This is a genomic window from Streptomyces sp. NPDC026246 (genome assembly GCF_055567995.1).
Window position 1 is genome coordinate 306,911 of record NZ_JBVHPJ010000006.1, and the last position, 22,897, is coordinate 329,807.

The 22,897-nt window shown below is 73.4% G+C and carries 15 protein-coding genes and 2 pseudogenes; 10 read left to right on the top strand and 7 right to left on the bottom strand.

Annotation, left to right across the window (positions count from 1 at the left end):
• Positions 1-67 precede the first annotated feature (67 nt).
• From ACZ4M5_RS17825 to ACZ4M5_RS17835, 3 genes are all read left to right on the top strand, one after another.
• On the top strand, positions 68-919 hold the full coding sequence (locus tag ACZ4M5_RS17825; protein ID WP_467737773.1) for a phytanoyl-CoA dioxygenase family protein: 852 nt from the start codon (positions 68-70) through the stop codon (positions 917-919).
• Entirely contained in the window at positions 912-2,327 is a 1,416-nt protein-coding gene (locus ACZ4M5_RS17830; protein ID WP_467737775.1) for a sugar porter family MFS transporter, read from the top strand. The genes ACZ4M5_RS17825 and ACZ4M5_RS17830 overlap by 8 nt, the downstream gene beginning before the upstream one ends.
• Before the next feature lie 523 nt (positions 2,328-2,850).
• A complete protein-coding gene (locus ACZ4M5_RS17835; protein ID WP_467737777.1) occupies positions 2,851-3,750 on the top strand; it encodes an NAD-dependent protein deacetylase in 900 nt (299 codons plus the stop codon).
• Positions 3,751-4,948: 1,198 nt separating this feature from the next.
• On the opposite strand, the pseudogene ACZ4M5_RS17840 reads toward ACZ4M5_RS17835, so the two are convergent.
• Positions 4,949-5,905 (bottom strand): annotated as a pseudogene (locus ACZ4M5_RS17840) (glycosyltransferase family 2 protein); the annotation flags it as partial.
• Between the two features lie 252 nt (positions 5,906-6,157).
• A complete protein-coding gene (locus ACZ4M5_RS17845; protein WP_467737779.1) occupies positions 6,158-6,670 on the bottom strand; it encodes an ATP-binding protein in 513 nt (170 codons plus the stop codon).
• Between the two features lie 169 nt (positions 6,671-6,839).
• Between ACZ4M5_RS17845 and ACZ4M5_RS17850 the strand changes: the two genes are divergently transcribed.
• Together ACZ4M5_RS17850 and ACZ4M5_RS17855 are read left to right on the top strand one after the other, a co-directional pair.
• Entirely contained in the window at positions 6,840-7,205 is a 366-nt protein-coding gene (locus ACZ4M5_RS17850) for an STAS domain-containing protein (RefSeq protein WP_467737781.1), read from the top strand.
• Between the two features lie 658 nt (positions 7,206-7,863).
• Positions 7,864-9,051 carry a beta-ketoacyl-[acyl-carrier-protein] synthase family protein gene (locus tag ACZ4M5_RS17855; RefSeq protein ID WP_467737783.1) on the top strand — a complete coding sequence of 396 codons (1,188 nt, stop codon included), beginning with the start codon at positions 7,864-7,866 and terminating at the stop codon, positions 9,049-9,051.
• A 594-nt stretch (positions 9,052-9,645) separates the two neighbouring features.
• On the opposite strand, the gene ACZ4M5_RS17860 is transcribed toward ACZ4M5_RS17855, so the two are convergent.
• Positions 9,646-11,826: a SpoIIE family protein phosphatase gene (locus ACZ4M5_RS17860; protein WP_467737785.1), complete on the bottom strand. Its 2,181-nt coding sequence runs from the start codon at positions 11,824-11,826 to the stop codon at positions 9,646-9,648.
• Between the two features lie 328 nt (positions 11,827-12,154).
• On the opposite strand from ACZ4M5_RS17860, the gene ACZ4M5_RS17865 reads away from it, so the two are divergent.
• Positions 12,155-12,730, top strand: a complete 576-nt coding sequence (locus ACZ4M5_RS17865; protein WP_467737787.1) for a DUF6328 family protein — start codon at positions 12,155-12,157, stop codon at positions 12,728-12,730.
• Positions 12,731-12,856: 126 nt separating this feature from the next.
• Positions 12,857-14,042, top strand: a pseudogene (locus ACZ4M5_RS17870) (serine hydrolase domain-containing protein).
• 139 nt (positions 14,043-14,181) lie between these two features.
• Here the strand turns inward: ACZ4M5_RS17870 and ACZ4M5_RS17875 are convergent.
• From ACZ4M5_RS17875 to ACZ4M5_RS17885, 3 genes are all read right to left on the bottom strand, one after another.
• Positions 14,182-14,352 carry a hypothetical protein gene (locus ACZ4M5_RS17875; RefSeq protein ID WP_333933081.1) on the bottom strand — a complete coding sequence of 57 codons (171 nt, stop codon included), beginning with the start codon at positions 14,350-14,352 and terminating at the stop codon, positions 14,182-14,184.
• A 140-nt stretch (positions 14,353-14,492) separates the two neighbouring features.
• Positions 14,493-15,587 (bottom strand): barstar family protein, encoded by a 1,095-nt coding sequence (locus ACZ4M5_RS17880; RefSeq protein ID WP_467737789.1) that lies wholly within the window; start codon positions 15,585-15,587, stop codon positions 14,493-14,495.
• 77 nt (positions 15,588-15,664) lie between these two features.
• The gene (locus ACZ4M5_RS17885) at positions 15,665-17,143 is read right to left on the bottom strand and encodes a tannase/feruloyl esterase family alpha/beta hydrolase (protein WP_467737791.1); all 1,479 of its coding nucleotides are present in this window, start codon (positions 17,141-17,143) and stop codon (positions 15,665-15,667) included.
• Positions 17,144-17,547: 404 nt separating this feature from the next.
• Between ACZ4M5_RS17885 and ACZ4M5_RS17890 the strand changes: the two genes are divergently transcribed.
• The 3 genes from ACZ4M5_RS17890 (at position 17,548) to metX (ending at position 21,921) form a co-directional block, all read left to right on the top strand.
• The gene (locus tag ACZ4M5_RS17890) at positions 17,548-19,041 is read left to right on the top strand and encodes an extracellular catalytic domain type 1 short-chain-length polyhydroxyalkanoate depolymerase (RefSeq protein ID WP_467737793.1); all 1,494 of its coding nucleotides are present in this window, start codon (positions 17,548-17,550) and stop codon (positions 19,039-19,041) included.
• Between the two features lie 370 nt (positions 19,042-19,411).
• Positions 19,412-20,773 (top strand): bifunctional o-acetylhomoserine/o-acetylserine sulfhydrylase, encoded by a 1,362-nt coding sequence (locus ACZ4M5_RS17895; RefSeq protein ID WP_467737795.1) that lies wholly within the window; start codon positions 19,412-19,414, stop codon positions 20,771-20,773.
• A gap of 5 nt (positions 20,774-20,778) precedes the next feature.
• Positions 20,779-21,921 (top strand): homoserine O-acetyltransferase MetX, encoded by a 1,143-nt coding sequence (metX, locus tag ACZ4M5_RS17900; protein ID WP_467737797.1) that lies wholly within the window; start codon positions 20,779-20,781, stop codon positions 21,919-21,921.
• 64 nt (positions 21,922-21,985) lie between these two features.
• On the opposite strand, the gene ACZ4M5_RS17905 is transcribed toward metX, so the two are convergent.
• Positions 21,986-22,852, bottom strand: a complete 867-nt coding sequence (locus ACZ4M5_RS17905) for a glutathione S-transferase C-terminal domain-containing protein (protein ID WP_467737799.1) — start codon at positions 22,850-22,852, stop codon at positions 21,986-21,988.
• Positions 22,853-22,897 lie beyond the last annotated feature (45 nt).

A 22,897-nucleotide genomic window follows, 5' to 3' on the forward strand; every position in this document is an offset into this window, starting at 1 on the left:
AAGGTATTGCCACGTTGAAATCAACGATGCAACATGGCTCGGACAGTTCTGCTGCAAGGAGGCACGCATGAGCCCGTACGCCTACCCCGGTATCGCGCCGGCCGGCCTCGACGTCGACGTGACGGCCGACGTTGACGCCCTGTACTCGGACGGCATCACGGCCCGGAAGGGCGCGTTCACCAGGGAGTGGACCGACCGGCTCCGCGAGGACGTCGAGGTCGCCTTCGAGGAAGCGCGACAGCGGCCCGGCGGTGCGGTGGGACGCGGCCCGAACCGCTACTACGTGGAGATCCACCCCGAGCAGCTGCGCGGCTTCGTGGACCTCGTCGACCACCCCTGGGTGCGCTCGGTCTGCACTGCCGTGCTCGGACCCGACTACCGCATCGTCGAGCTGGGCTTCGACGTACCGCTGGAGGGCGCGGTGAACCAGCCCTGGCACCGGGACTTCCCTCTGCCCGAGGAGACCCGGGCCGAGCGGCGGCTGACGTCGCTCGCCTTCAACGTGACGGCCGTCGACACGGAGGAGGACATGGGCCCCTTCGAGATCGCGCCGGGTACCCAGTGGGACGACAGCCCGGAGTTCGAGCACGGCATGTTCCCGCCCCGCTCGCACTACCCGCGCTACGAGGAGCGGGCCGTGCGCAAGTACCCGCAGCGCGGCGACATCTCGGCGCGCACCGCGCTGACGATCCACCGCGGCACCCGCAACCACTCCGCCAGGTCCCGTCCCGTCCTGGTGCTGGGTGTCGACGGACCCGAGGCCACCAACGGCGACCGGCACGACACCGCGGTCACGCGGGGCTACTGGGAGAAACTGCCCGAGCGGGTCCGGCGCCACCTGGACTGCCCCGTCGTCGACGTCCTGGAGCCGGTGACGCAGAAGCACACCATCGAGGGTCTGGTCATGGGCGATGCCTGAGCTGACCGCCGAGCCCCGGCGCACCGACCCCGGCACCCCGGCCCGGATCCCGGCGGCGGTCTACGCGGTGTCGGCCGTGTCCGCCCTGGGCGGTCTGCTGTTCGGCTACGACACCGGCATCATCTCCGGGGCGCTGCTGCACCTGCGCGAGGACCTGCACCTCACCTCACGCGAGCAGGAGATCGTCGTCAGCGTGATCCTGCTCGGCGCGATGGTCGGCGCGCTGCTGTCCGGTCGCCTCGCCGTCCGCCACGGGCGGCGCAGGATCGTCGTCGCCGTCGCCGTGGTCTTCGCGGTGGGTGCGGCCGCGGCGGCGGTCGCACCCGGGGTGGGCACGCTGATCGCCGCGCGCTTCGTGCTCGGGCTCGCGGTGGGCGGCGCGTCCAACATGGTGCCGGTCTACATCGCCGAGGTCGCGCCCGCGCGGATCCGCGGCCGCCTCATGGTGCTGTTCCAGCTCATGGTCGCCACCGGGCAGCTGGTCGCCTACCTGTGCGGCTGGGCGCTGTCCGGCGAAGGCGGCTGGCGCGTGATGTTCGCCCTGGCCGTGCTGCCGGCCGTGGCCCTGGGCGTCGGCATGCTGTTCCTGCCGGAGAGCCCGCGCTGGCTCATCGAGCGGGGCATGACCGGCCGGGCCCGCGAGGTCCTCACCCGGCTGCGGCCGGCCGGGACCGACGTCGACCGGGAGATCCGGGAGATCGCCGACGTGGCCGCGCGCCTCCCCGCCGGCGGCTGGCGCGACCTGCGGCAGCGGTGGGTGCGGCCCGCGCTGCTGATCGCCGTGGGCATCGCCGCGTTCAGCCAGCTGACCGGCATCAACGCCGTCGTCTACTACGCGCCGACCATCCTCGTCGACGCGGGCTTCGGTGACTCGGTGGCGCTGCTCACGGGGGTCGGGATCGGCGTCATGCTGGTCGTCGCCGGCGTGGTGGGGGCCGTCGCCGTGGACCGGGTGGGACGGCGGAGCACGATGCTGTGGTTCCTGCCCGGCTCGGGCCTGGCGATGGCCGTGATGGCCCTTGCGTTCCTCGGGACGGGTGGTTCGGCGGCCCAGCGGTGGACGGTGATCGTCGCCCTGTTCGCCTACATCCTCTTCAACGGGGTGGGCATGCAGGCGGTGGTCTGGCTCATCGGCCCGGAGATCCTCCCGCTGAGCGTGCGCGGCCCGGCGACCAGCCTCGCCACGGTCACCGTGTGGGGCGTCGACCTGCTGATCGCCCTCACGGCGCTGACCGCCATCGAGACGATCGGCCGGTCGGGGACCTTCTTCGTCTACGCGCTGATGAACGTCGTCTGCATCGCGTTCGTCCTCGCGAAGGTGCCGGAGACCCGGGGCAGATCGCTGGAGAGCATCGAACGGGCCCTGCAGCGCGGCGGCAACTTCCGCAAGGCGCTCGACGGCTCGTGAGGTGACGCCGGTGGCGTGGCACGCCCGCCGCCCCGGAGACGGAGGGGTCCGCGGGCGAGCGCAGAGGCGGAGGGGTTCGCGGGCGAGCGCGGAAGCGGAGGGGTTCGCGGGCGGGCGCGGAAGCCGAGCGGCCGCACCTGGGCGCCAGGGACTTGGGACCCGCAGCCGGACGCGGAGGCCGAAGGCCCGCAGCCGGACGCCGGGGCCCTGGGGCCCGCCAGCCGGACGCGGAAGCCGAAGGCCCCCAGCCGGACGCGGAAGCCGAAGGCCCCCAGCCGGACGCGGAAGCCGAGGGGCCCGCGGGCGGGCGCCGAGGCGGAAGGACCCGCAACCGCACGCCGAGGCCGAAGGGCCCGGGGGCGGGCGTGGAGAGCGGGGCGGCGGCCTGCTGGGTGTGAGTGGCGCGCACCGCGGCCGTACGGCGGCCGTGCCCCGCCCGGGGGCCGCCAAGCCCTTGAGGCCCCGCACGCCCGGCCTCTCGCGGGCCGGCGCATCGTGGGCCGCCGTTCCGTACCCTGACGGCATGCGCATGCGCCCCACCCTGAGCTGGACCCCTGTCGGAGACGTGCCGCCGGGCACCTCGGACCTGGGGCCGGTCGCCGACGCGCTCGGTGCCGGCGGGGTGCTGGTCCTCAGCGGAGCGGGCATCTCCACGGAGTCGGGCATCCCCGACTACCGGGGCGAGGGCGGGAGCCTGAGCCGGCACACGCCGATGACCTACCAGGACTTCACCGGCGACGCCCAAGCCCGGCGGCGGTACTGGGCGCGCAGCCATCTCGGCTGGCGCACCTTCGGCCGGGCCCGACCCAACGCCGGGCACCGGGCCGTGGCCGCCTTCGAGCGGCACGGACTGCTGTCGGGTGTCATCACGCAGAACGTGGACGGTCTGCACCAGGCCGCCGGCAGCGAGGACGTCGTGGAACTCCACGGGGCGCTGGACCGGGTCGTGTGTCTCTCCTGCGGCGCGTTCAGTCCGCGCCGCGACCTCGCCCGGCGTCTGGAGGCGGCCAATCCGGGTTTCGCGCCCGTGGCGGCCGGGATCAACCCGGACGGTGACGCCGACCTGACGGACGAACAGGTCGGCGACTTCCGCGTGGTGCCCTGCGCGGTCTGCGGCGGTGTCCTCAAGCCCGACGTGGTGTTCTTCGGCGAGGCCGTTCCGCCGCAGCGGGTCGCTCACTGCCGTGAACTGGTCCGCGCGGCCGGTTCGCTGCTGGTCCTCGGCTCCTCGCTGACGGTGATGTCCGGGCTCCGCTTCGTCCGTCAGGCGGCCCAGGACGGGAAGCCGGTGCTGATCGTCAACCGCGACCGGACGCGGGGGGACCAGCATGCCGTCGCCAGGGTCGCCCTGCCGCTGGGCTCCGCCCTGACGACGGTCGCGGACCGGCTGGGCATCGCACTGGAGGACGAGCCGGCCGCCTGAGCGGCGCACGACCACCGGCTGCCCGGGCGGGCTGCACGGGGCCGGGGAGAGCACCCCTCGCCGATGAGCCCGGCAGGCATCCCGCCGGGAGTAACAGGCGGCTGCCGTGCCTGTTGCCGCTTCGCGCCAGGCGGCGGCGCAGCGCCGTCGTGAGCCTGATCGGTGCGATGCGGAGCGTCAGGACGCCTCTCGCAGGGCGCGGAAGCGGCTTGGCGTAGGCGGGACGGCCCAGGCGGGAGGCGCGGAACCAGCGTGTGCCGCCCAGTCGGTCCGTGTGCGGGACGGGGATCGGCGCGCCGCCCTCGTTCGTGCGCAGGGCCAGCGCCCACCGGCCCGGTCGCAGTCGCGCGAGCGGCATGCAGGCGGTGAAGCCGCGCCCGTCCGGCCCGTAGGACAGGGGCGCCTCCCGTACCCGGCCCGAGTCCTCCTCGGCGCGCAGGGCGACGGGACGGCGGGCGGCTTCGCCGGTCAGCCGTCCGCTGACGACGAGGGTGCCGGGGGCGGAGGCGTCCCAGGCGATCCCGGTCACGCGGCACGCCGGCGCGGCCGCCGTCCCGGCCCGCCGGATCTCCAGCGCGAGGTGCCCCTCCGGAGTGGAGTGGAGCCGTGCGGTGGCGGGCTCCGGGCGGGAGCCGGTGGTCAGTTCGCGGACCGGCGAGGTGGGTGCCGGGCCGTCCGGGTCCGTCCGGGCCTGCCGGATTCCGACGGTCCGGCTGACTCCCTGGGCGCGCAGGTCGAGTCGGAGGTTCCACGTCCCGACGCCGAGCGGGGCGCCCGAGGCGGCGGTGCCCAGGTCGACGTCGACGGTGTAGCGGTTCGTCCCGCTCCCGGCACCGTCCGTGCGGGCCTGCTCGCGGGTGTCCGTGCCGGGGTGCGGCGGGGTGGCGTCGAGGGTCACCGGTATGTGGACGTCCGGGTGCCGGAAGCCGCTCGGGCGCAGGATCAGCCGGCTGCCGGGCTGCAGCGGGCCGAGGCCGTCGATGCGGGCGTGGCCCGACAGCCGGAGCACGTCGCCCTGTGCGGTCCAGACGGCCTCGGTCAGCTCGTGGTGGACCGGGATCCGGTCCGTGGCGTCGAAGCAGGCGTCCGGCACCGCCTTGGCCGGATCGCGGAAGAAGGGGTGGGCCCAGTAGACACGGCCCTTGTCGACGACGTGTCCGCGCGTCGCGTCCCGCCGGGCGCGCCGGGCCACCGTCATGAGGTCGTCGTAGCGGTCGGCGCGCAGGAGGTGGACGATCAACCGGTCCTGCGGCGCGAGCAGTTGGAAGACACCGTCGGTCACGTGGTCGAGCGCCCACCGCCGGCACTGCGGGTAGTAGTGCTCCCGCGCCTGCTGTTCGCTCTCCCGCGGCAGCAAGGCCCGTAGCGGGCCGCACAGTTCCCACTCCACATGGCGGCGCATGATCCGGTCCCGCCGCGGTCCGGGCTCCAGGTAGCGGGCGACCGTCTCGAAGCACAGCCGGGTGCCGTCCATGCGGTGGACCAGGTCGGCGGCCGTGAGGGTGAGGTTGTTGCCGTTCTGCCGGTTCCGCGAGTAGTAGCAGTCGTAGTCGGCGACGACGGAGATGCCGTCGGCGTTGAGGTAGGCCGCGGCGGTGAAGGGCTTGTCCTCGCAGTTGCGGTACGGCGGGAACCGCAGACCCAGCCGCTCGATCAGCGACCGCCGGAACAGCTTCCAGCAGCCCAGGGTGCGGTACGCGTGGGAGGAGAAGACGTCGGTGCGGGGCTGGTTGTGGGAGAAGACCGCCGTGGGCACGGCGCGTCCGCCGACCGACACCATCTTCCCGAGGACCACGTCGGTGCCGTTGACGTCGGCCATGGCGACCATGCGGCGCAGGGCGTCCGGGCCGAGGTAGTCGTCGGAGTCGAGGAAGAAGACGTAGTCGCCGACGGCGAGGTCGAGACCGGTGTTGCGCGGGCCGCCGGCTCCGCCGCTGTTGGGCTGGTGGACCACGCGCAGCCGGGAGCAGGTGCGGGCCAGGCGGTCCAGTTCCCGACCGGTGCCGTCGGTCGAGCCGTCGTCGACCGCGATGATCTCGAGGTCGTCCGGGTCGAGGGTCTGCTCCATGGCGGACCTGACGCACTGGGTGACCTCCGGCATCGCGTTGTACGCCGGGATGATCACGCTGACGCGCGGAGGGGTCGTGCGGGACATGCGGGCTCCCGGGCCGTGGGCTGCTGCGGAGGGCGGGCCGTCCCGTCCCTGTGCCGGGGCCGACGACAGCCGGCTCCTCCCGCGAGCTTCCGGCGCGATCCGCTCCCGCCGCCCTGCCTGCGGCGTGCTCCTAGGCTGTCGGGGTGCGCGAACCACCCGTTCGGGCGCGTGTCGGAGCCGCACCCGTGCGGAGGGCGGGTCGTGGACCGGGGCGGCGGATCGGCGGGGGCGTGCTTCGGCGGGCCGGGCCGGTCACGGCCGGCAGGCGCCGGACCCCGTCGACACGTCCCGGGTCGCGGAGGCGCCGGCGGACCCGCCCGGCAGGTGGTGCAGGGGGATGCGCGCCGTGATGCGCTTGCCGACCGCTTCGCGTTCGACCGACAGGCTCTCGGTGACCGCCTTGACGATCTCGAGACCGTGCTGGCCGATCCTGCCCGGGTCGGCGGCGCGGGCCGCCGGGAGCGCGGAGTCGCTGTCCCACACGACGACGTCCACGGTGCGCGCGGTCAGGCGCAGTTCCATGAAGACGGGGCCGGGGGCGTACTTGCGGGCGTTGGTGACCAGTTCGCTCACCACGAGCTGGGTGAGGTCCCGGACCCGGTCGGAGACGGGCACGTGATGGTCGTCGACGGCCCGGTCGAGGAAGCCGACAGCGTGGTGACGGGCATCGGCGATGCAGCCGTCGTCCCCGCCCAAGGCGAAGCCGGCCTGCGCCAGATGTTCGTCCGGCGCCGGACCACCGTCACCTTCGTCACGACATTCCACTGGCCTCGCCCTCACTCCCCGTTTACGTGCCCGCCAGTACCCCCACTGACGCCATACATACCTCACAGGTGATGTTCGATACAGCCGCGGGGTGCATCCGGAAGGACCGGTGGGGCAGAATCATCCCCGTCCTGACCCGAGGACGAGCCCTGAACGCATCGAGGAGATCGTGGCCCACTTCCAACCCGCGGACCGGCCGGACCGGCTGCGCGCCGAACAGCACCTGGTCGAGGGCGTCCGTGTCGTGACCCTGCGCGGCGAGATCGACCACGACGTCCAGGACGTGCTCAGCCAGGCGCTGCTGGGTGGACAGGCCGCCGAGCCGCCCCGGATAGTCGCCGACCTCAGCGGTGTGACGTTCATGGACTCCAGCGGCATCAACGTCTTCGTCGCCGCCCACCAGCAGGTGAGCGTGGCGGACGGGTGGGTTCGCATCGCGGGGGCCCAGGAGTCCGTGTTGCGCGTGCTGCAACTGGTCGGCGTCGACACGGTCATCCCCTGCCATCCCACGACCGAGCAGGCTCTGACCGCCTGACCGCCTGACCGCCTGACTATCGGCTGGAGTCCCAGGTGGCCGAGCAGTGGCGGTCCGCCGCTGACGCCTCCCACTGACTGCGCACCCCGCCGACGGCCTCACGGACGCTCATCGACGTCCACACCCTGCCCTCCGGCGGCACCGTGACCGTCCGCACCTTGGACAGGACGGCGCGACGGGGCGTGCCGCACGTCGAGAACACGGGCCGGGCGCCGCCACCGGGACTCGCGCCGCCTCGCACTCGCCACCGCCCGGGCGGTGGTCCGCTCGTCACGGTCCGCCTCCCCCGGAACGGCACGCCGTAGGGCCGCAGGACCGTCCCGCGTCCCGGCCCGCCGCGGATCGTAGGCCGGGCGCGCGTCGAAGTCCCTTGATCCGGTTACCCGTTGCGGCGTCCGGCCGGTCGGGAGCGCCGGACATTCCGGTTGATCTGTGTGCGGTATCACGCATCCCGAGCTGGCCTAAGTTGTCTGCATCACAGCGGAAATGTCCATTTGGCCGCCATGCTCGAAGCAGGTACCGACTCTCCCGAAGTGGAGCCCCCCGGCGCCTCCTTGGGCGCCGGGTCGCGGAAGTGACCCCCGACACAGCCCTCGTGACGGTCGTCCGCCGGCCGGTGCCCGACCCCACCACCCGCTCCCCCGGAAGGCTCCCCGACATGGCCGCATACCTCTGCCCCCCGACCGTCATACACGGCGAGCACACCGTGAAGACCAGCGAGATCGTGGCCGAGGTGCGTGACCGGCACCCTGACGCCGCCTGGGCGCCCCGGATTGACTCCATCGCAGCCAGTACGGGCATCGAGTCCCGTGGCTGGATGCTGCCGCTGGAGACCGCCGTCGCGCCCGGCAAGGGCGGCGCGCTGGACGCCGTCGGCCTCGAGTCGGCCCAAAAGGCCCTCGCCGCCGAGGGGTTCGCGCAGCAGGACGTCGAGCGCGCCATCGCCGCGCTGGAGGCCGTGCCCGTCTCCCAGACGATCGAGGAGCGCACCGCACCGGCCTGGGAGGCCGTGCAGTCCTACGGGGAGCGTGCGGCTCGCGGGGCCCTGCAGTCGGCCGGGCTGGACGTCTCCGACGTCGACTGCCTGATCACCAGCCACTCCACCACCCCGGCACTGCCCGGTCTGGACATGTCCCTGGCCAACAGCCTGCAGCTGCGCCCGGACGCGATGCTGCTGCCCGCCACGCAGTGGGCGTGCATCGCCGGCACCCGCTCCCTGGCGCTGGCGGCGGACCTCGTGGCGGCCGATCCCGACCGGGTCGTCCTGGTCGTCATCTCCGAGGCGCTCAGCACGACCTACCAGCCCGCGGACGACACGCTGGAGTCCCTGATCGTCCGGCTGCTGTTCGCCGACACCGCGGTCGCCGCGGTCGTCACGGGACGGCAGCGGTCCCAGTCGGTGCTGCGCCTGGACGCCTCGTGGCACCACACGCTGCCCGGCACCCAGGACCTGCACCGGCTGCGGACGCGGGCCGACGGCACCCACTTCGTCATGGACCGGCGCGGGCCGCGCGCGGTGCAGGAGACCGTCACCGCCATGTGGGACTGGCTGCGCACCCGCTACGAGGACGACCCCGAGGCCTGGCACCCCGACGTCCTGCTCGCGCACCCCGGCGGGACCCGCGTGCTGGAGTACATGGAGCAGACGATGCCCGACTCGTGGCCGTCCGGGCTGCTCGATTACAGCCGCGAGAGCTACACCACCGGCAACCGCGGCGGCGCCGCCGTGTTCGACATCCTGCGGCGGGCGCACGACGCCGGGCAGCAGAAGCCCGGTAACCGCGCCGTGCTGTACGCGGCGGCGCCGGGGCTGACCGCCACCGCCCTGGAAGGCGAGTGGCTGTAGGACGCCGCAGCGCTGCCGCTACCGGCCGGTAGCGGCGGCCCGCCGCTTGCTTAGCCCGGCAGCGGGCCCGCAGCACGCGCAGCGGGCCCGGAGCACGCGCAGCGGGCCCTCGGGCTCCGCGGGCCCCGCACGTCCGGGTTCTCGGCATCCGCGGCTTTGCAGGTCCGGCCTTCCGGCCCCCGCGAGCCCCGCGCAGCGAGGCAAGGGCTCCGCGGCCTGCGCACCGCCAGGCTTGGGCTCCGCAAGCCCCGCAGCCCAGGCTCCCAGGCGCTGCGGGCTTCAGGCGCACAGGGTCTCGGGCCTCGCGGGCGCCGCACCCGCCAGGCTTGGGCCTCCGCGCGTACAGACCCCCGGGCTCCGCAGGCCCCGCGCCGCCAGGCTCAGGTCTCCGCGGGCCCCGCACGCCCAGGTCATCAGGCTCCGCAGTCCCCGCGCACAACCAGGTCCTCCGCTCCGCAGTCCCGGCACGCATAGGCCCTCGGGCCCCGCACATCAAAGCCCTCGGCCTCCGCGGCATCCGCGCCACCAGGCCGTGCCGCGCCCGCGCATGCCGCTCCCGCCGCCCTGCGGGCAGCCGGCGCGCCGCCGCGGGGCTCAGCCGCGAGACCTCGCGACCTCCGCCCACACCACCTTGCCGTCGTCGGTCCACCGCACTCCCCAGCGGGTCGTGAGCCGGTGCACGATGCCCAGACCGCGGCCGCCGTCGTCGAGGACGTCGCTGCGCCGCAGGCGCGGCCGGCCGTTCCCGGTGTCGCCCACCTCGCACAGCAGGCCGCGACCCGTCCTGATCAGCCGTACGGTGATGGGTCCCGTCGCGAACCGCACCGCGTTCGTGACCAGCTCGCTCACCAGCAGCAGCACGGCCCAGCGGGTCCGGTCCCCGGTGCGCCAGCGCCTCAGCAGCGCGTCGGCCTGCGCCCGGGCGCGGGCCGGGGCGTCGTCGCGGGCGGGCAGCCGCCAGGTCGCCGTGTCCCCCTTGCGGTAGCCGATCATCCGCGCGAGCAGCAGGGTCACGTCGTCGCGCTGGTGTGCGGGGGCGAGCGAGGAGGCGACGTGCCGTGCGGCCTGCTCCAGGGTGTCCCACGGGTGCACCGCGGCCACGGCGTCCGCCAGCCGGCCGATGCCGTCGTCGATCGACAGCGCGGGGTCCTCCACCAGGCCGTCGGTGTACAGGGCCAGCAGGGAGCCGGAGGGCGCGGGGAAGGTGTGGACGTCGAACGGCTCGCGCAGCGCGAACTCGGCGCCGAGCCCGGGGTGGGGCCGGATCGCGAGCAGCTCGGCCCGGCCGCCCGGGGAGACCAGGATCGGCGGCAGGTGACCCGCGCTGGACATGGTCACCCGATGGCTGACCGGATCGTAGAGGGCGATGCAGCAGGTCGACCCGAGGGCGCTGTAGCCGGCCGTCAGTCCGGATTCCGCGTCGTCCAGCAGGGACACGGTCTCGTCCAGGTGCTCAAGCACCTGGTCGGGCGCGAGGCCGGCGGAGAGCAGCGCCCGGGCCTCCATGCTCAGCTGGCCCATGGTCGCCGCCGCCCCCAGGCCGTGCCCCACGACGTCCCCGACCACCAGCGCGGTACGGCCGTCCGGCAGCGGAAAGCTGTTCACCCAGTCGCCGCCGACGCCCGCGCTGTCGGGGGTCGCGGGCTGGTAGACGCTGGCGATCTCGATCGTGTCGCCGCCGGTCCGGGGCAGCAGCCGGCGCTGCAGCGCCAGGACCTGTGTGTGCTCGCGCTGGTGCTGACGGGCCAGATCGACGTGGTGGGCCGTCCGGGCCACCAGTTCCTGCAGGTCGAACAGCTCGCTGTCGCGGAAGGGGTGGTCGGCCCGCCGCCAGACCTCCGCCACGCCCAGGACGACGGGCGGCGTGCCGTCCAGGACCAGCGGGATGCACGCCGCCCCCGCCGACCGGTCGCTGGGCACCAGGGCGCGGATGACGCGCGGGCTGCCGAAGACCCGTTCGACGGCCTCCCGGTCGGGTATGACGATCGTCTGCGGGTCGTCGTCCCGCATCACCGCCTGCGCCAGCAGCCGGCCGGCGTCCGCGGGCAGGTCGTTGCCGGGGGTGACGTAGCCCGCGGGCCATGCGCGGTCCGGCACCAGGGCCGCGCGACGCAGCCGGATGCGCCCCCGCGGCGTGCCGGTGACCCCCTCGCCCGTCCACACGGCGAAGTCGAGGTCGACGGCGGCCACGTCCCCCCAGGCCAGCAGGGACTGCGCGAGCGACTGCGCGGTCTCCCCGATGTCCAGCGAGGTGCCGATGGCGGTCTCGGCCGCGTAGAGGTGCAGCCTCCTGGCCATGGCGATCACCGAGACCGTGAGCCCCTCCTCGGGCGGGGCGGCGGGCAGGATGCTCATCGAGACCACCACCTCCGACCCGTCGGTGCGGCGCAGGCGCTGGATCCGGGCCACGTGCGCCTCGCCGGTCTCCACCACCTGCCGCAGCCGGCGTGTGACCGTCGGTACGTCACCGGGGGGCAGGAGGTCGACGAACGGCTTGCCCCGAGCGGCGTCCAGACCCGCGAACACGGGGGCGTCCAGCTTGCAGCGGGTGATGATCAGGTCCGTGTCCAGGTTGAGCGCGCCGAGGATCTGTTCCTGACGGCTGTTCGCCGGGGCGTCGGCCGTCCGCTGCGCCGTGTCGGCACGGGAGTCCCGCGCCTCGGCCGAACCGGCGGCCGCTTCCTCTTCGCCGTGCGGGATGTAACGCCCCAGCGCGCGGCTGACCAGGTCGAATGCCGAGGAGGACGGGGACGAGGGCGAGGGTGTGGAGTCCATGCGGCTCTTTCGGTATGCGGACCCGTGCGCGCGGGGCCCCGAGCTCCCTGTCGCACACCTCATTCAATAACACCGACGGCCGCTACGCCCACACCAGCGCAGCGTCCCGCGACCACGGACAGTGAGGACGAGACCGGCCCGCCGGGGACGGGGACCCACGCAAGGAGGGCGTGACGGGAAAGACGCCCGACCGGTCGGCTGCCGGTGAACGCGGGACGGCTGAGGCGCCGGGTGAGCGGTGGGGGCGGCTCTGCGCGTGGGCTGTCGCGTCCCGGGCATGGAGAACGCCCAGGCGGGCAAGCGGTCCCTCTGACATGGGGAGGATGCCGTGACCATGACGGAACAGCACGTGGAACCGGAAGACAGGAACGAGGCCGACCGTGCGCGCGACGACGACGCACCGGAGAAGAGACGGGGCAGCAAGGGGCCCGAGACACCGCACGAGCGGGTCAACCGGCGCTGGAACGAGATCCTGCAGGAGACGCGCGTGTCCCAGACGGGCGTGCAGATCCTCTTCGGATTCCTGCTCAGCGTGGCCTTCACCCCGCTCTTCAGGGAATTGGAGACACTCGACCGCGCCATCTACGTCACGACCGTGGTGCTCGGCGCCGCCGCCACCGGGACGCTCATCGCCCCCGTCTCCATCCACCGCTTCCTGTCCGGCCAGCGCATGAAGGACGAGCTGGTGGAGACCGCCGGCCGCCTGATGATGTGCGGCATGGTCCTGCTCGCGCTGACCATCGGCTGCACTCTCCTGTTGATCCTCCGCTTCGTGGTGTCCGGTGTGCTGGCCGAGATCCTGGTCGCCGGTGTCATGGTGTGGTTCGGCATCTGCTGGTACGCGCTGCCGTTGCACCTGCGGCGCCGTGCCGACCGGCGCGCCCGCGAGGCCGAACGCTCCTGAGGCGCCTGCCCGGGATGCCCCCCGGGTGGTGACAAGTACACCTCCCTTTCGGCGCCCAGCCCCACTGATCTTCTCGTCCGGTCCTGAAACCGTCGTGGTGGACGAACCGGACGAGGAGGAACGCGGATGCAGAGGAAGAACGCCTCGAGGCTGCGCAAGGCACTGGTGGTCTTGGCGGCGGCCGGATGGGCCGGCACCGCGGTGGCGGGCACGGCGGTGGCGGGTAGCGCGGCGGCGGGCACGGCGGTGGCGGGCGCGCCCTCGGTCTCACCGCTCCAGAGGAGCATCGACTCACTGGTGAGCGAGGAGAGGTACCCCGCCGTGACGGCCTGGGTGCACCAGGACGGCCGCACCACATCGCTGGTGTCCGGATCCGCCCGGCTGGGCCGCCAGGTGCCCGTCCCTCACGACGGCTACGTCCGGGCGGGCAGCAACACGAAGACGTTCACCGCGGTCGTGGTCCTCCAACTCGTCGCCGAGGGCAAGGTCCGGCTGGACGAGCCCGTCGAGACGTACCTGCCGGGGGTGGTGCGCGGCGAGGGCATGGACGGCAGGAAGATCACCGTCCGCCAACTCCTGCAGCACACCAGCGGTCTGCCCAGCTACACCGACCACATGGACCTGGAGAACTTCAGCGAGGTCCAGCACAGGGTCTTCCACCCCCACGACCTGCTGGCGACGGCGCTGGCCCACCCGGCGGAGTTCTCTCCCGGGACCGGGTGGAAGTACAGCAACACCAACTACCTGCTGGCCGGGCTGCTGATCGAGCGGGTCACCGAACGTCCCGTGCAGGAGCAGATATCCGAGCGCGTGATCAGGAAGGCGGGGCTGCGTCACACCTATTGGCCGGGGCCGGGCGACCAGACCCTCCAGGGAACCGCACGCGCACGGATACGCCCTGGACGATCCCCGCTCGCGCAAGGTGATCGACGTGACGGAGATGGACCCGTCCTGGGGCGGAGCCGCCGGCCAGCTGATCTCGACCCCGAGCGACCTCGCGACATTCGCCCGGGTCCTGATCGACGGCAGGCTCCTCCCGGCCGCGCAGCTGGCGGAGATGCGCAAGACGGTCGACGCCCCGCTGATGCCGGGCTGGCGTTACGGGCTGGGCCTGTTCAGCGTGCCGCTGAGCTGCGGGGGCGTCTACTGGGGGCACGGCGGTGACATCGACGGGTACGAGACCCGCGGTGGCGCCACGGACGACGGGCGTTCCGTCGGGCTCGCGGTGACCGCGCTGCCGGGCACGTTCGGTGACGCGGAAGCGGGGGCCCGGGCCGTCATGGAGTCCGTGGACACGGCGTTCTGCGGGTGACCGGGGCGTGCGCTCGCTGCGCCACCGGCGCCCCGAGGAGGCACGAAGGACGCCTGCCGGCCGCCGTGTCGACCGTTCCACATGCCGTGGAAACGGGTCGGGCGGGCCGGCAGGCGTCCGTGGCCTGCCGTGCGTGAGGTCAGCGTCTGCGGGCCGTCCAGCCGCCGCCCACGCCGGCCACGTGAAGAGCCAGACACATCAGACCCAGCAGCATCACGTTCGTCGAAGAGAACACATCGTTGGTGCCGATCTCCGCCGCGTTGATCAGGAACGAGATGAAGAACAGCACTGCCGCGACTATGCCAAGCATGGAACGAGCTCCTCTCGAAGGGGTGAAGCCCGTATGCCCGGTCAACGTCCGGCCATACACGCTTGGTTCACCGAGCAACCGCTGCGCGGGCAGAGAGCCCGGTCAGCGCTCCCGGACCGGCTCCGCACCCCCTCGCGCCTTCACAGGAGGACGGTTCGCACCCCGTGCTTGCCGAGGATCTCCAGCACGGTGGCGAACACGTCGCGGGGTTCGCCCTGGGGCGTCAGCCGGCGGGACAGACAGCCGCGGGCCACCTCGGCGTCCGCCCAGTGCAGGGTGGCGGGTGAGGTGTGGCCGAAGCCACCGCGCAGACAGTCCTCCAGGGCGTCGAGACACGCACCGAAGTAGCCGCCGGGTCCGTTGACCGCCTCGCCCAGCGCCAGATACAGGCCCGGTTGATCGGTGATGTGCCGGCCGTCCAGCCGGTACACCTGCCCCGCGGGCCGATCCACGTGTCCGTGCCTGCTGCCCCGGTCGCCGACGAGTTCGAGCCACGCGTCGCGCTGCCGGGTGCCGAGGCCGGTCCACGCGCCGGGCGCGTCCGGTGGCCCGGCCAGCCAGCGCTCCCACAGTGGACGGGCGTGGGGCGGCACCGGCTCGAACGCGCCGTCGAGTTCCAGGTCGACGAGTCGGTGCCCGTGGGACGAGACGGTCCAGCTGCGGATGCGGGGATGCAGCAACCGCCCGCCCAGCGGGGCCCCTCGGTCGTCCCGTATCTCCAACCAGGCTTCCTCCAGGTCGAGGGCGCGCCGGGTGCCGGCCTCCAGCGCACGCGTCAGCCGGTCGCTCGGCGCAAGCCCGCGCAGGACGAGCCGGGGCGCCGGGGCGTCCGTCGGCAGGATCCGGGCGAACTCCCGGCAGGAGCCCAGCCATCGCTGCTCGTCGTGCATCCTGACGCCACCTCGGTACCCCTCAGGGGGACCGGCGTACTCGTCGAGACCGGTCAGCACGAGACCGTCCGTCCCCGGATGCCGACCACAACTGTCGACGTCCTCCAGCAGCCAGGGTTCGCATGTCGCGTCGTCCGGCACGAGCCACACCCGGGTGCCGACCCAGCCCACCAGCGAGGCCCCCTCCGGCGCCCAGCCGAACAGTTCGTAGGTACCGCGGGACGGTTCGGCGAACAGCCCTTCCACCTCGGCGCAGACGCCCCACACATGACCGTTCGCCGAATCCGTCAACGCGTAACGCACATGCCCGCGTTGCTGCTCGATGTCCGCCCCCACGGCACACATCCTGCCCCGTCGCCGCCCTGCCCGCGCGGGACTTTCGCGGCCACGACCGGCAGTACCTGCCTGACGAGCGGCCCGGTTCAGTGCCGGGTTCCTCCGCCGGAGGTCTCTTCGAGCGAGCATGTGTTCGCAAGGCGCGCCGCGGTGCGGTCCGCCGGCTGGGGGACCGTGTGGGACGCGGGGGGTTGCTTCGCCGAGGTCAGCCAGTCCTCCAGGATCCTCGTCGCCGTGTGGTGGCAGGGGGCGAGCGGGCGGAGGCGGTCCGGGTGCGTGTCCGCCAGGGCGTCGGCGTGGGTGCCGCCCTCGATGCGGTAGTAGCGGTGGAGGTGACCGCGGCCCGACTCGCGCACCATGCGGGCGTAGACGTCGGAGTCCCTGCTGATCGGCAGCAGCACGTCCAGTGTGCCGTGCAGGGTGACGAGCGGCTTGCCGATGCGTCCCGTCAGCCCGATCCTGCGAACGGCCTTCTTGACCTCGGCGGGCCGCGCCGCGTAGTCGTAGTCGGCGTCACAGGCCGGCGTCCCGGTGGTGCAGAACGGCGTTCCCGCCTCGGTCGGGCCGTCGTAGCCGGGATCCAGTTCCTCGCGGTAGAGGCGCTGCGTCAGGTCCCAGTAGACGGTGTGGTGGTACTGCCACAGGAACTCCGAACCGGCCGGGAACCCGGCGGTGTGCAGGGCCGCGCGCGCCGCGTCCGCTCCCTCACCGCCGGTCGCGTACACCGGGTAGTTGCGGAGCGTCCCGGGCAGGAAGTCCAGCAGCGTGGGCCCGTCCGGGTGCCACAGCGTGCCCTCCCAGTCCACTCCCCCGTCGTACAGCTCGGGGTGGTTCTCCAGCTGCCAGCGGACGAGGTATCCGCCGTTGGAGATGCCGGTGACCAGCGTCCGCGCCGGTGGCCGGCCATAGCGCCGGGCGACGGTCGCCCGGGCGGCCCGGGTGAGCTGGGTGAGCCGGTGGTTCCATTCGACGATGGCGTCCCCCGGCTTCCTGCCGTCCCGGTGGAAGGCGAGGCCGGTGTTGCCCTTGTCGGTGGCGGCGTAGGCATAGCCGCGAGAGAGGACATGGTCCGCGATGGCGCGGTCGTTGGCGTACTGCTCGCGGTTCCCGGGGGTTCCCGCCACCACCAGCCCGCCGTTCCAGCGGTCGGGCAGGCGCACGACGAACTGGGCGTCATGGTTCCAGCCGTGGTTGGTGTTGGTGGTGGAGGTGTCCGGGAAGTAGCCGTCGATCTGGATGCCGGGCACGCCCTTGGGCACGGCCAGATCCTTGGGCGTCAGGCCCGCCCAGTCGGCCGGGTCGGTGTGTCCGGAGGCGACCGTGCCGGCGGTGGTCAACTCGCTCAGGCAAGCGGCCCGTTGACGCTCCGCGCCGGGCACGCGCACCTTCTGCGGGTGCGCGCAGTGGCGGCTCCCCGGGTCCTTCGGGCTCACGGCGGTCGCAGGGCCCGTGGGGAGGACGAGGGCCGCCACTGCGAGGGCCGCCGGCACGCCTCGCCGCCAGGAGCCCGAACGGGGCCGGGCCGGAGGGCGGGGGTGGGGACGTGGGCGGACGGAGAGATGCATGGGTGACGCCTCCACGATCACGTACAGCGCCTGCGGGGCACGTACATCGCTTACCGGGACCTGCGGGAGGCTAGGGCGTCCGTGTGCCCGCTACATATGGGGTGGCGGACCATCTTCCGGCGCCTGGTCATGGTTTCGAGCCCCACCTCGCCCCGGGTACAGGGCCGGGACGGCCCTCCCGAATCGCTCTGCCTACACGACGCGTCACTCGACAGGCCATATAGCGCCGTCACACATGTTCGCGCCGACCATGGCCCCCGGGCCCATGTCCGCACCGACCGGCGCACCCCCACCATGCAGCCAGATCGGTGGCCGATTCCACTCGGCACCGGCCACGCGAGCGCTCCCCACCAGCTCCCTGCCTGCCACGCGTTCCCCCACTCCCCCACCAGGAGGCCACCGCCATGGGACAGCCGCCCTCTCGCTCCGCGACCCCCCTCGCCCCGCGCCGCCGCACTCTCGGCGCCCGCGTCCGCCGCTGTGTCGCCGCCGCCGCCGGTGCCCTCGCCCTGACCGCCGGACTGATCACCGTCAGCCCAACGGCCTCCGCAGCGAGCCTCACCCAGGTCACCGGCTTCGGCACCAACCCCGGCAACCTCTCCATGTATGCCTACGCCCCGGACGCGCTGCCCGCCGGCGCGCCTCTGGTGCTCGCCCTGCACGGCTGCACACAGAGTGCCAACGACTACTACACGCACTCCGGCTGGCCGAAGTTCGCCGACGCGTACGGCTTCGCCCTGGTCCTCCCCCAGACCGACAGCGCCAACAACGCGAACTCCTGCTTCAACTGGTTCGAGCCGGGCGACTCGGCGCGGGGCCAGGGCGAGGCGCTGTCCCTCAGGCAGATGGTGGACAAGGCCGTCGCGCTGTACGGCAGCGATCGGCGGCGGGTGTACATCACCGGCCTGTCGGCGGGCGGCGGTATGACGGCGAACATGCTCGCCGCCTACCCGGACGTCTTCGCGGGCGGCGCCGTCGACTCCGGGCTCCCCGCACGCTGCGCGACCAGTGTGTCGGCCGCGTACACCTGCATGTACAGCCCGCCGGACAGGACCCCCGCCCAGTGGGGTGACCTGGTGCGCTCCGCCGCCCCCGCCGGCACGGCCTCCTGGCCGCGCGTGGCGATCTGGCAGGGCACCGCCGACACCACCGTCCGGCCGGCCAACGCCACCGAGCTGCGCGACCAGTGGACGAACGTCTGGGGCATCGGGCAGACACCCTCCCGTACGGAGAGCCTGGGCGCAGGCACCACGCTGAGTGTCTACGACGACCCCTCGGGCCGGCCTGCCGTCCAGGTCTACTCCGTCTCCGGCATGGCGCACGGCCTGGCGGTCGACCCGGGCAGCGGCCCGCAGCAGTGCGGCAGCACGGGCGCGTACTACCTCGACACGATCTGCTCCAGCTACCACACCGCCCGCTTCTGGGGACTCGATCAGGACCAGGGCACCGGGTCCCTGCCCGCTCCGACGGGGCTGTCCGTCACCGGAACCACCGACAACACCGTCTCCTTGAAGTGGGACGCGGTCGCCGGTGCGGCCTCGTACGTCGTCCACCGGGACGGCACGCGGATCGGCACGGCCGCGTCGACCACGTACACCGACACCGGTCTGGCCACGGGCACGGGCTACGGCTACACCGTGGCGGCCGTGGACGGTTCGGGTGCCGTCGGCCGCGTCTCCCCCGGCGTCACGGCCACGACCTCGGGGTTCACGCCGACGTGTCACACCGCCAGCAACTACGACCACACGGCCGCCGGACGCGCCTACCAGAGCGGCGGCTACACCTACGCCAAGGGCTCGGGCCAGGCGATGGGCCTGTGGAACGCGTTCGTCACCCACACCCTCAAGCAGACGGCACCCGCCCACTACGTCCTGGCCGACTCGGGCTGCTCCTCCTGACCCTCGAACCGAGCGCGTCCGCCCGGCCGACGGTGCAGGCCGGGCGCGACTGTGTCCCCCACATGTCCGCTGTGTGAAATGGGCAGGTTCCGCTGGTACGGCGGCGTTCGTCGTGGTTCTCTGAGCTCATGACCATGCTCGTGACCCGCCGCCACGTGGACTTCGTGCGTGTCACCGCCATGTGTTGTCCCCCCATGGACTGACCGCCTCGTCCCCTCTCCTGGACCGGGTCCGGTCACGTCCCGTCCCCGTGTCCGGCCGCGCCGTCGTGCCGAGCCGCCGCCGAGCCTCCGCCGCGGGGCCTTCGCGCGTCCCCCGCCGTCCGTCTCGTGCCTTGCCCTGCCCTGCCCTCGTACCTGGGAGCACCACCATGAGCCAGCCCATCGACTCCGTCACCGCCGGACACACACCCGCCGACGACACCGCCGGGTCCGACACGTCCGCGTGGTCCTTCGAGACCCGGCAGATCCACGCCGGTGCCGTGCCCGACCCGGTCACCGGGGCCCGGGCCACGCCGATCTACCAGACGACGTCGTTCGTCTTCCGGGACACCCGGCACGCCGCTGACCTGTTCTCGCTCGCCGAGCCGGGCAACATCTACACCCGGATCCACAACCCCACCCAGGACGTGTTCGAGCAGCGCATCGCCGCCCTGGAGGGCGGGGTCGCGGCCGTGGCGCTGTCCTCGGGGCAGGCGGCGGAGACGCTGGCGATCCTCACCCTGGCCGGAGCCGGCGACCACATCGTCTCCAGCACGTCCCTGTACGGCGGCACCTACAACCTGTTCCGGCACACACTGCCCCGGCTCGGCATCGAGGTGTCCTTCGTGGACGACCCCGACGACATCGACGCCTGGCGCCGTGCCGTGCGACCGGGCACCAAGGCGCTCTTCGCCGAGACGCTCGGCAACCCGCGCGGCAACGTGCTGGACGTACGGGCGGTCGCCGACGTGGCGCACGAGGCGGGCGTGCCGCTGATCGTGGACAACACCGTGCCCACCCCCTACCTGCTGCGGCCCATCGAGCACGGGGCGGACATCGTCGTGCACTCGGCGACCAAGTTCCTCGGCGGGCACGGCACCACCATCGCGGGTGTGGTGGTCGACGGCGGCACCTTCGACTTCGGTGCACACCCCGAGCGGTTCCCTGACTTCACCGAGCCCGACCCGAGTTACCACGGCCTGCGGTACTGGCCCGCGCTCGGCCCGGGCGCCTTCGCCGTCAAGCTGCGCGTGCAGCTGCTGCGCGACCTCGGCCCCGCGCTCTCGCCCCACTCCGCCTTCCTGCTGCTGCAGGGCGTGGAGACGCTCAGCCTGCGGATCGAGCGCCACTCGGCCAACGCCCAGGCGCTGGCCGAGTGGCTGGAGCAGCGGGACGAAGTCGCCGCCGTGCACTACCCGGGGCTGCCGTCCAACCGCTGGTACGAGGCGGGGCAGCGCTACCTGCCGCGCGGAGCCGGGGCGGTGCTGTCCTTCGAGCTGCGTGACGGTGTGGAGGCGGGCAAGCGGTTCGTGGACGCCGTGGAGCTCTTCAGTCACCTCGCCAACATCGGTGACGTGCGCAGCCTGATCATCCACCCTGCGTCGACCACGCACAGCCAGCTCGACGAGGGGCAGTTGGCGGCCACGGGTGCCTCGCCCGGCCTGGTGCGCCTGTCGGTCGGCATCGAGAGCCTGGCCGATCTCAAGGCGGATCTGGAGGCGGGCTTCCGCGCGGCGAAGGCCGCGTCCTGAGCACCGTGCTCACGCCGTCCGAGGTCCCCCTCCCTCCGGCCTCCGGGGCCTGGCGGGAGGGGGATCCGCCCGGGCGCCGGCAGTGGTACCGGCGCACCGCACCGCTGCCGTTGGAGGCGGGCGGTGAACTGCCGGACGTGCGGCTCGCGTTCGAGAGCTGGGGACGGCTCGCGCCGGACCGGTCCAACGCGGTGCTCGTCCTGCACGCCCTGACCGGTGACAGCCACGTCGCCGGCCCGGCCGGACCCGGCCATCCCACGGCCGGCTGGTGGGAGGGGCTGGTGGGACCCGGGCGGGCGCTGGACACCGACCGCTGGTTCGTCGTGGCGCCGAACGTGCTCGGGGGCTGTCAGGGCAGCACCGGACCGTCGTCCGTGGCGCCCGGCGGGCGCCGCTGGGGCGGCGCCTTCCCGTTCCTGACCCAGCGGGACCAGGTGGCGGCCGAGGCCGGTCTGGCGGACCTGCTGGGCGTCGACCGCTGGGCGCTCGTGATCGGCGGTTCGATGGGCGGGATGCGCGCGCTGGAGTGGGCGGTGTCCCACCCGGAGCGGACCGGGGCGCTGCTGCTGCTCGCCACCGCGGCCGCCGCGAGCGCGGAGCAGATCGCCTGGGCGAACATCCAGCTGCACGCCATCCGCAGCGACCCGTACTGGCGCGGCGGCGACTACCACGACGCCGCCGCCGGGCTCGGCCCGCACGCCGGACTCGGTCTCGCCCGGCGTCTCGCACACGTCACCTACCGCAGTGAACCGGAGCTCCAGGCCCGGTTCGGCCGCGCGCCCCAGGGCGTCGAGGATCCCTGGCGCGGTGGCCGGTACCGGGTGGAGTCCTATCTCGACCACCACGCCGACAAGCTCGTGCGCCGCTTCGACGCGGGCAGTTACGTCACCCTGGCGCAGGCCATGAACAGCCACGACGTGGGACGCGGCCGGGGCGGTGTGCGGGCCGCCCTGAGCCGGGTGACCGCACCCGCCCTGGTCGCCGGGGTCGACTCCGACCGGCTCTACCCGCTGTCCCAGCAGGCGGAGCTGGCCGCCGGGCTGCGTGGGGCCGACCGCGTGCGGGTGGTCGAATCACCGTACGGACACGACGGGTTCCTCATCGAGGTGGAGCAGATCGCCGCGCTCGTGACCGAGTTGGTGGGCTGACCCGTTCGGTGCCCGCGGGCCTACGGGGCACCGGAAGGGTGCCCGGCCCGGGGGCGCGGCCACCTCACCCCGCCTGCGGAGGAGTCCGCCCCCGCGTGAACGCGGCCCAGTCGACGATCTGCACCGCCGACCCCGCGGCCTCCTGGCCCCGGCAGTGGGCGTGGTGCCGGCGCGCGATGCCGTCCAGGTCGAGGTGCGGGCCGAAGGCCGGACGGGCCGCGAGGCGTCGCGCGTAGGCCCACAGGGCCGGGTGGCCGGTGATCCGGTGCACCGCGGAGGCGTCCAGGTGGTGCCGGTGCACGGTGTCGAGCTGCACCAGCGTCACCCACGTGTGGACGTCCGCGAGGGTGAGTCCGGCTCCGAGCAGGTGGTCCCGGGCGGCCAGCCGCGACTCCAGCAGGTCCAGGGTGTCCAGCAGCGTGGTCAGGGCCGCGTCCCGTTCCGCCGCGACGGCCCCGGCGCGGCCGGCGCGTTGGGCGGCCGCCGTGATGCCCTGCTCGCAGAGCCGGGCCACGGCCTCGATCTCCTCCTCCGCCCCGCTCGGCACGAGGTCGGGTCCGTCGCCGCCGAAGCGCCGGGCCATGTCACGCAGGATGCCGGGGGTGTGTGTGCTGACGATCGTGCCGGTCCAGCTGTCGCTGAGCACCGGAGCCACGGCCGGCCCGGGGTGCTGGTGGGAACTGGCCTCGTACAGGGGGCGCAGGGCCGTGTGCCCGCCGTCGGGCGTGTCGGGTACCGCGGGGAGCAGCGTCACCGGCAGGGCGTCCTCGAGGCCGAGGAGGCTGTGGGTGACGGCGATCCGCAGACAGTGCGGACAGGACGGCGACAGGTGGAGCCGGTAGCGGTTCGGTGCGGCGTAGTAGCCGCTGCGCGCGTCGCAGCCGATCCGGCCGCGGAAGGACGGCACGGCGGTCGGGGATGGAGCGGACATGCGTCTCCCTGGGGTGCTCGTTCACTGGCGTACAGGCACGAAAGG

What these genes read in the sequence shown, in the direction of transcription:
- ACZ4M5_RS17860 (WP_467737785.1), bottom strand. Translation starts at nt 11,826, where the DNA reads ATGGACTCCACACCCTCGCCCTCGTCCCCGTCCTCCTCGGCATTCGAC.
- ACZ4M5_RS17885 (WP_467737791.1), bottom strand. Translation starts at nt 17,143, where the DNA reads ATGCATCTCTCCGTCCGCCCACGTCCCCACCCCCGCCCTCCGGCCCGG.
- ACZ4M5_RS17855 (WP_467737783.1), top strand. Translation starts at nt 7,864, where the DNA reads ATGGCCGCATACCTCTGCCCCCCGACCGTCATACACGGCGAGCACACC.
- ACZ4M5_RS17835 (WP_467737777.1), top strand. Translation starts at nt 2,851, where the DNA reads ATGCGCATGCGCCCCACCCTGAGCTGGACCCCTGTCGGAGACGTGCCG.
- ACZ4M5_RS17875 (WP_333933081.1), bottom strand. Translation starts at nt 14,352, where the DNA reads ATGCTTGGCATAGTCGCGGCAGTGCTGTTCTTCATCTCGTTCCTGATC.
- ACZ4M5_RS17895 (WP_467737795.1), top strand. Translation starts at nt 19,412, where the DNA reads ATGAGCCAGCCCATCGACTCCGTCACCGCCGGACACACACCCGCCGAC.
- ACZ4M5_RS17890 (WP_467737793.1), top strand. Translation starts at nt 17,548, where the DNA reads ATGGGACAGCCGCCCTCTCGCTCCGCGACCCCCCTCGCCCCGCGCCGC.
- ACZ4M5_RS17905 (WP_467737799.1), bottom strand. Translation starts at nt 22,852, where the DNA reads ATGTCCGCTCCATCCCCGACCGCCGTGCCGTCCTTCCGCGGCCGGATC.
- ACZ4M5_RS17880 (WP_467737789.1), bottom strand. Translation starts at nt 15,587, where the DNA reads ATGTGTGCCGTGGGGGCGGACATCGAGCAGCAACGCGGGCATGTGCGT.
- ACZ4M5_RS17825 (WP_467737773.1), top strand. Translation starts at nt 68, where the DNA reads ATGAGCCCGTACGCCTACCCCGGTATCGCGCCGGCCGGCCTCGACGTC.
- ACZ4M5_RS17830 (WP_467737775.1), top strand. Translation starts at nt 912, where the DNA reads ATGCCTGAGCTGACCGCCGAGCCCCGGCGCACCGACCCCGGCACCCCG.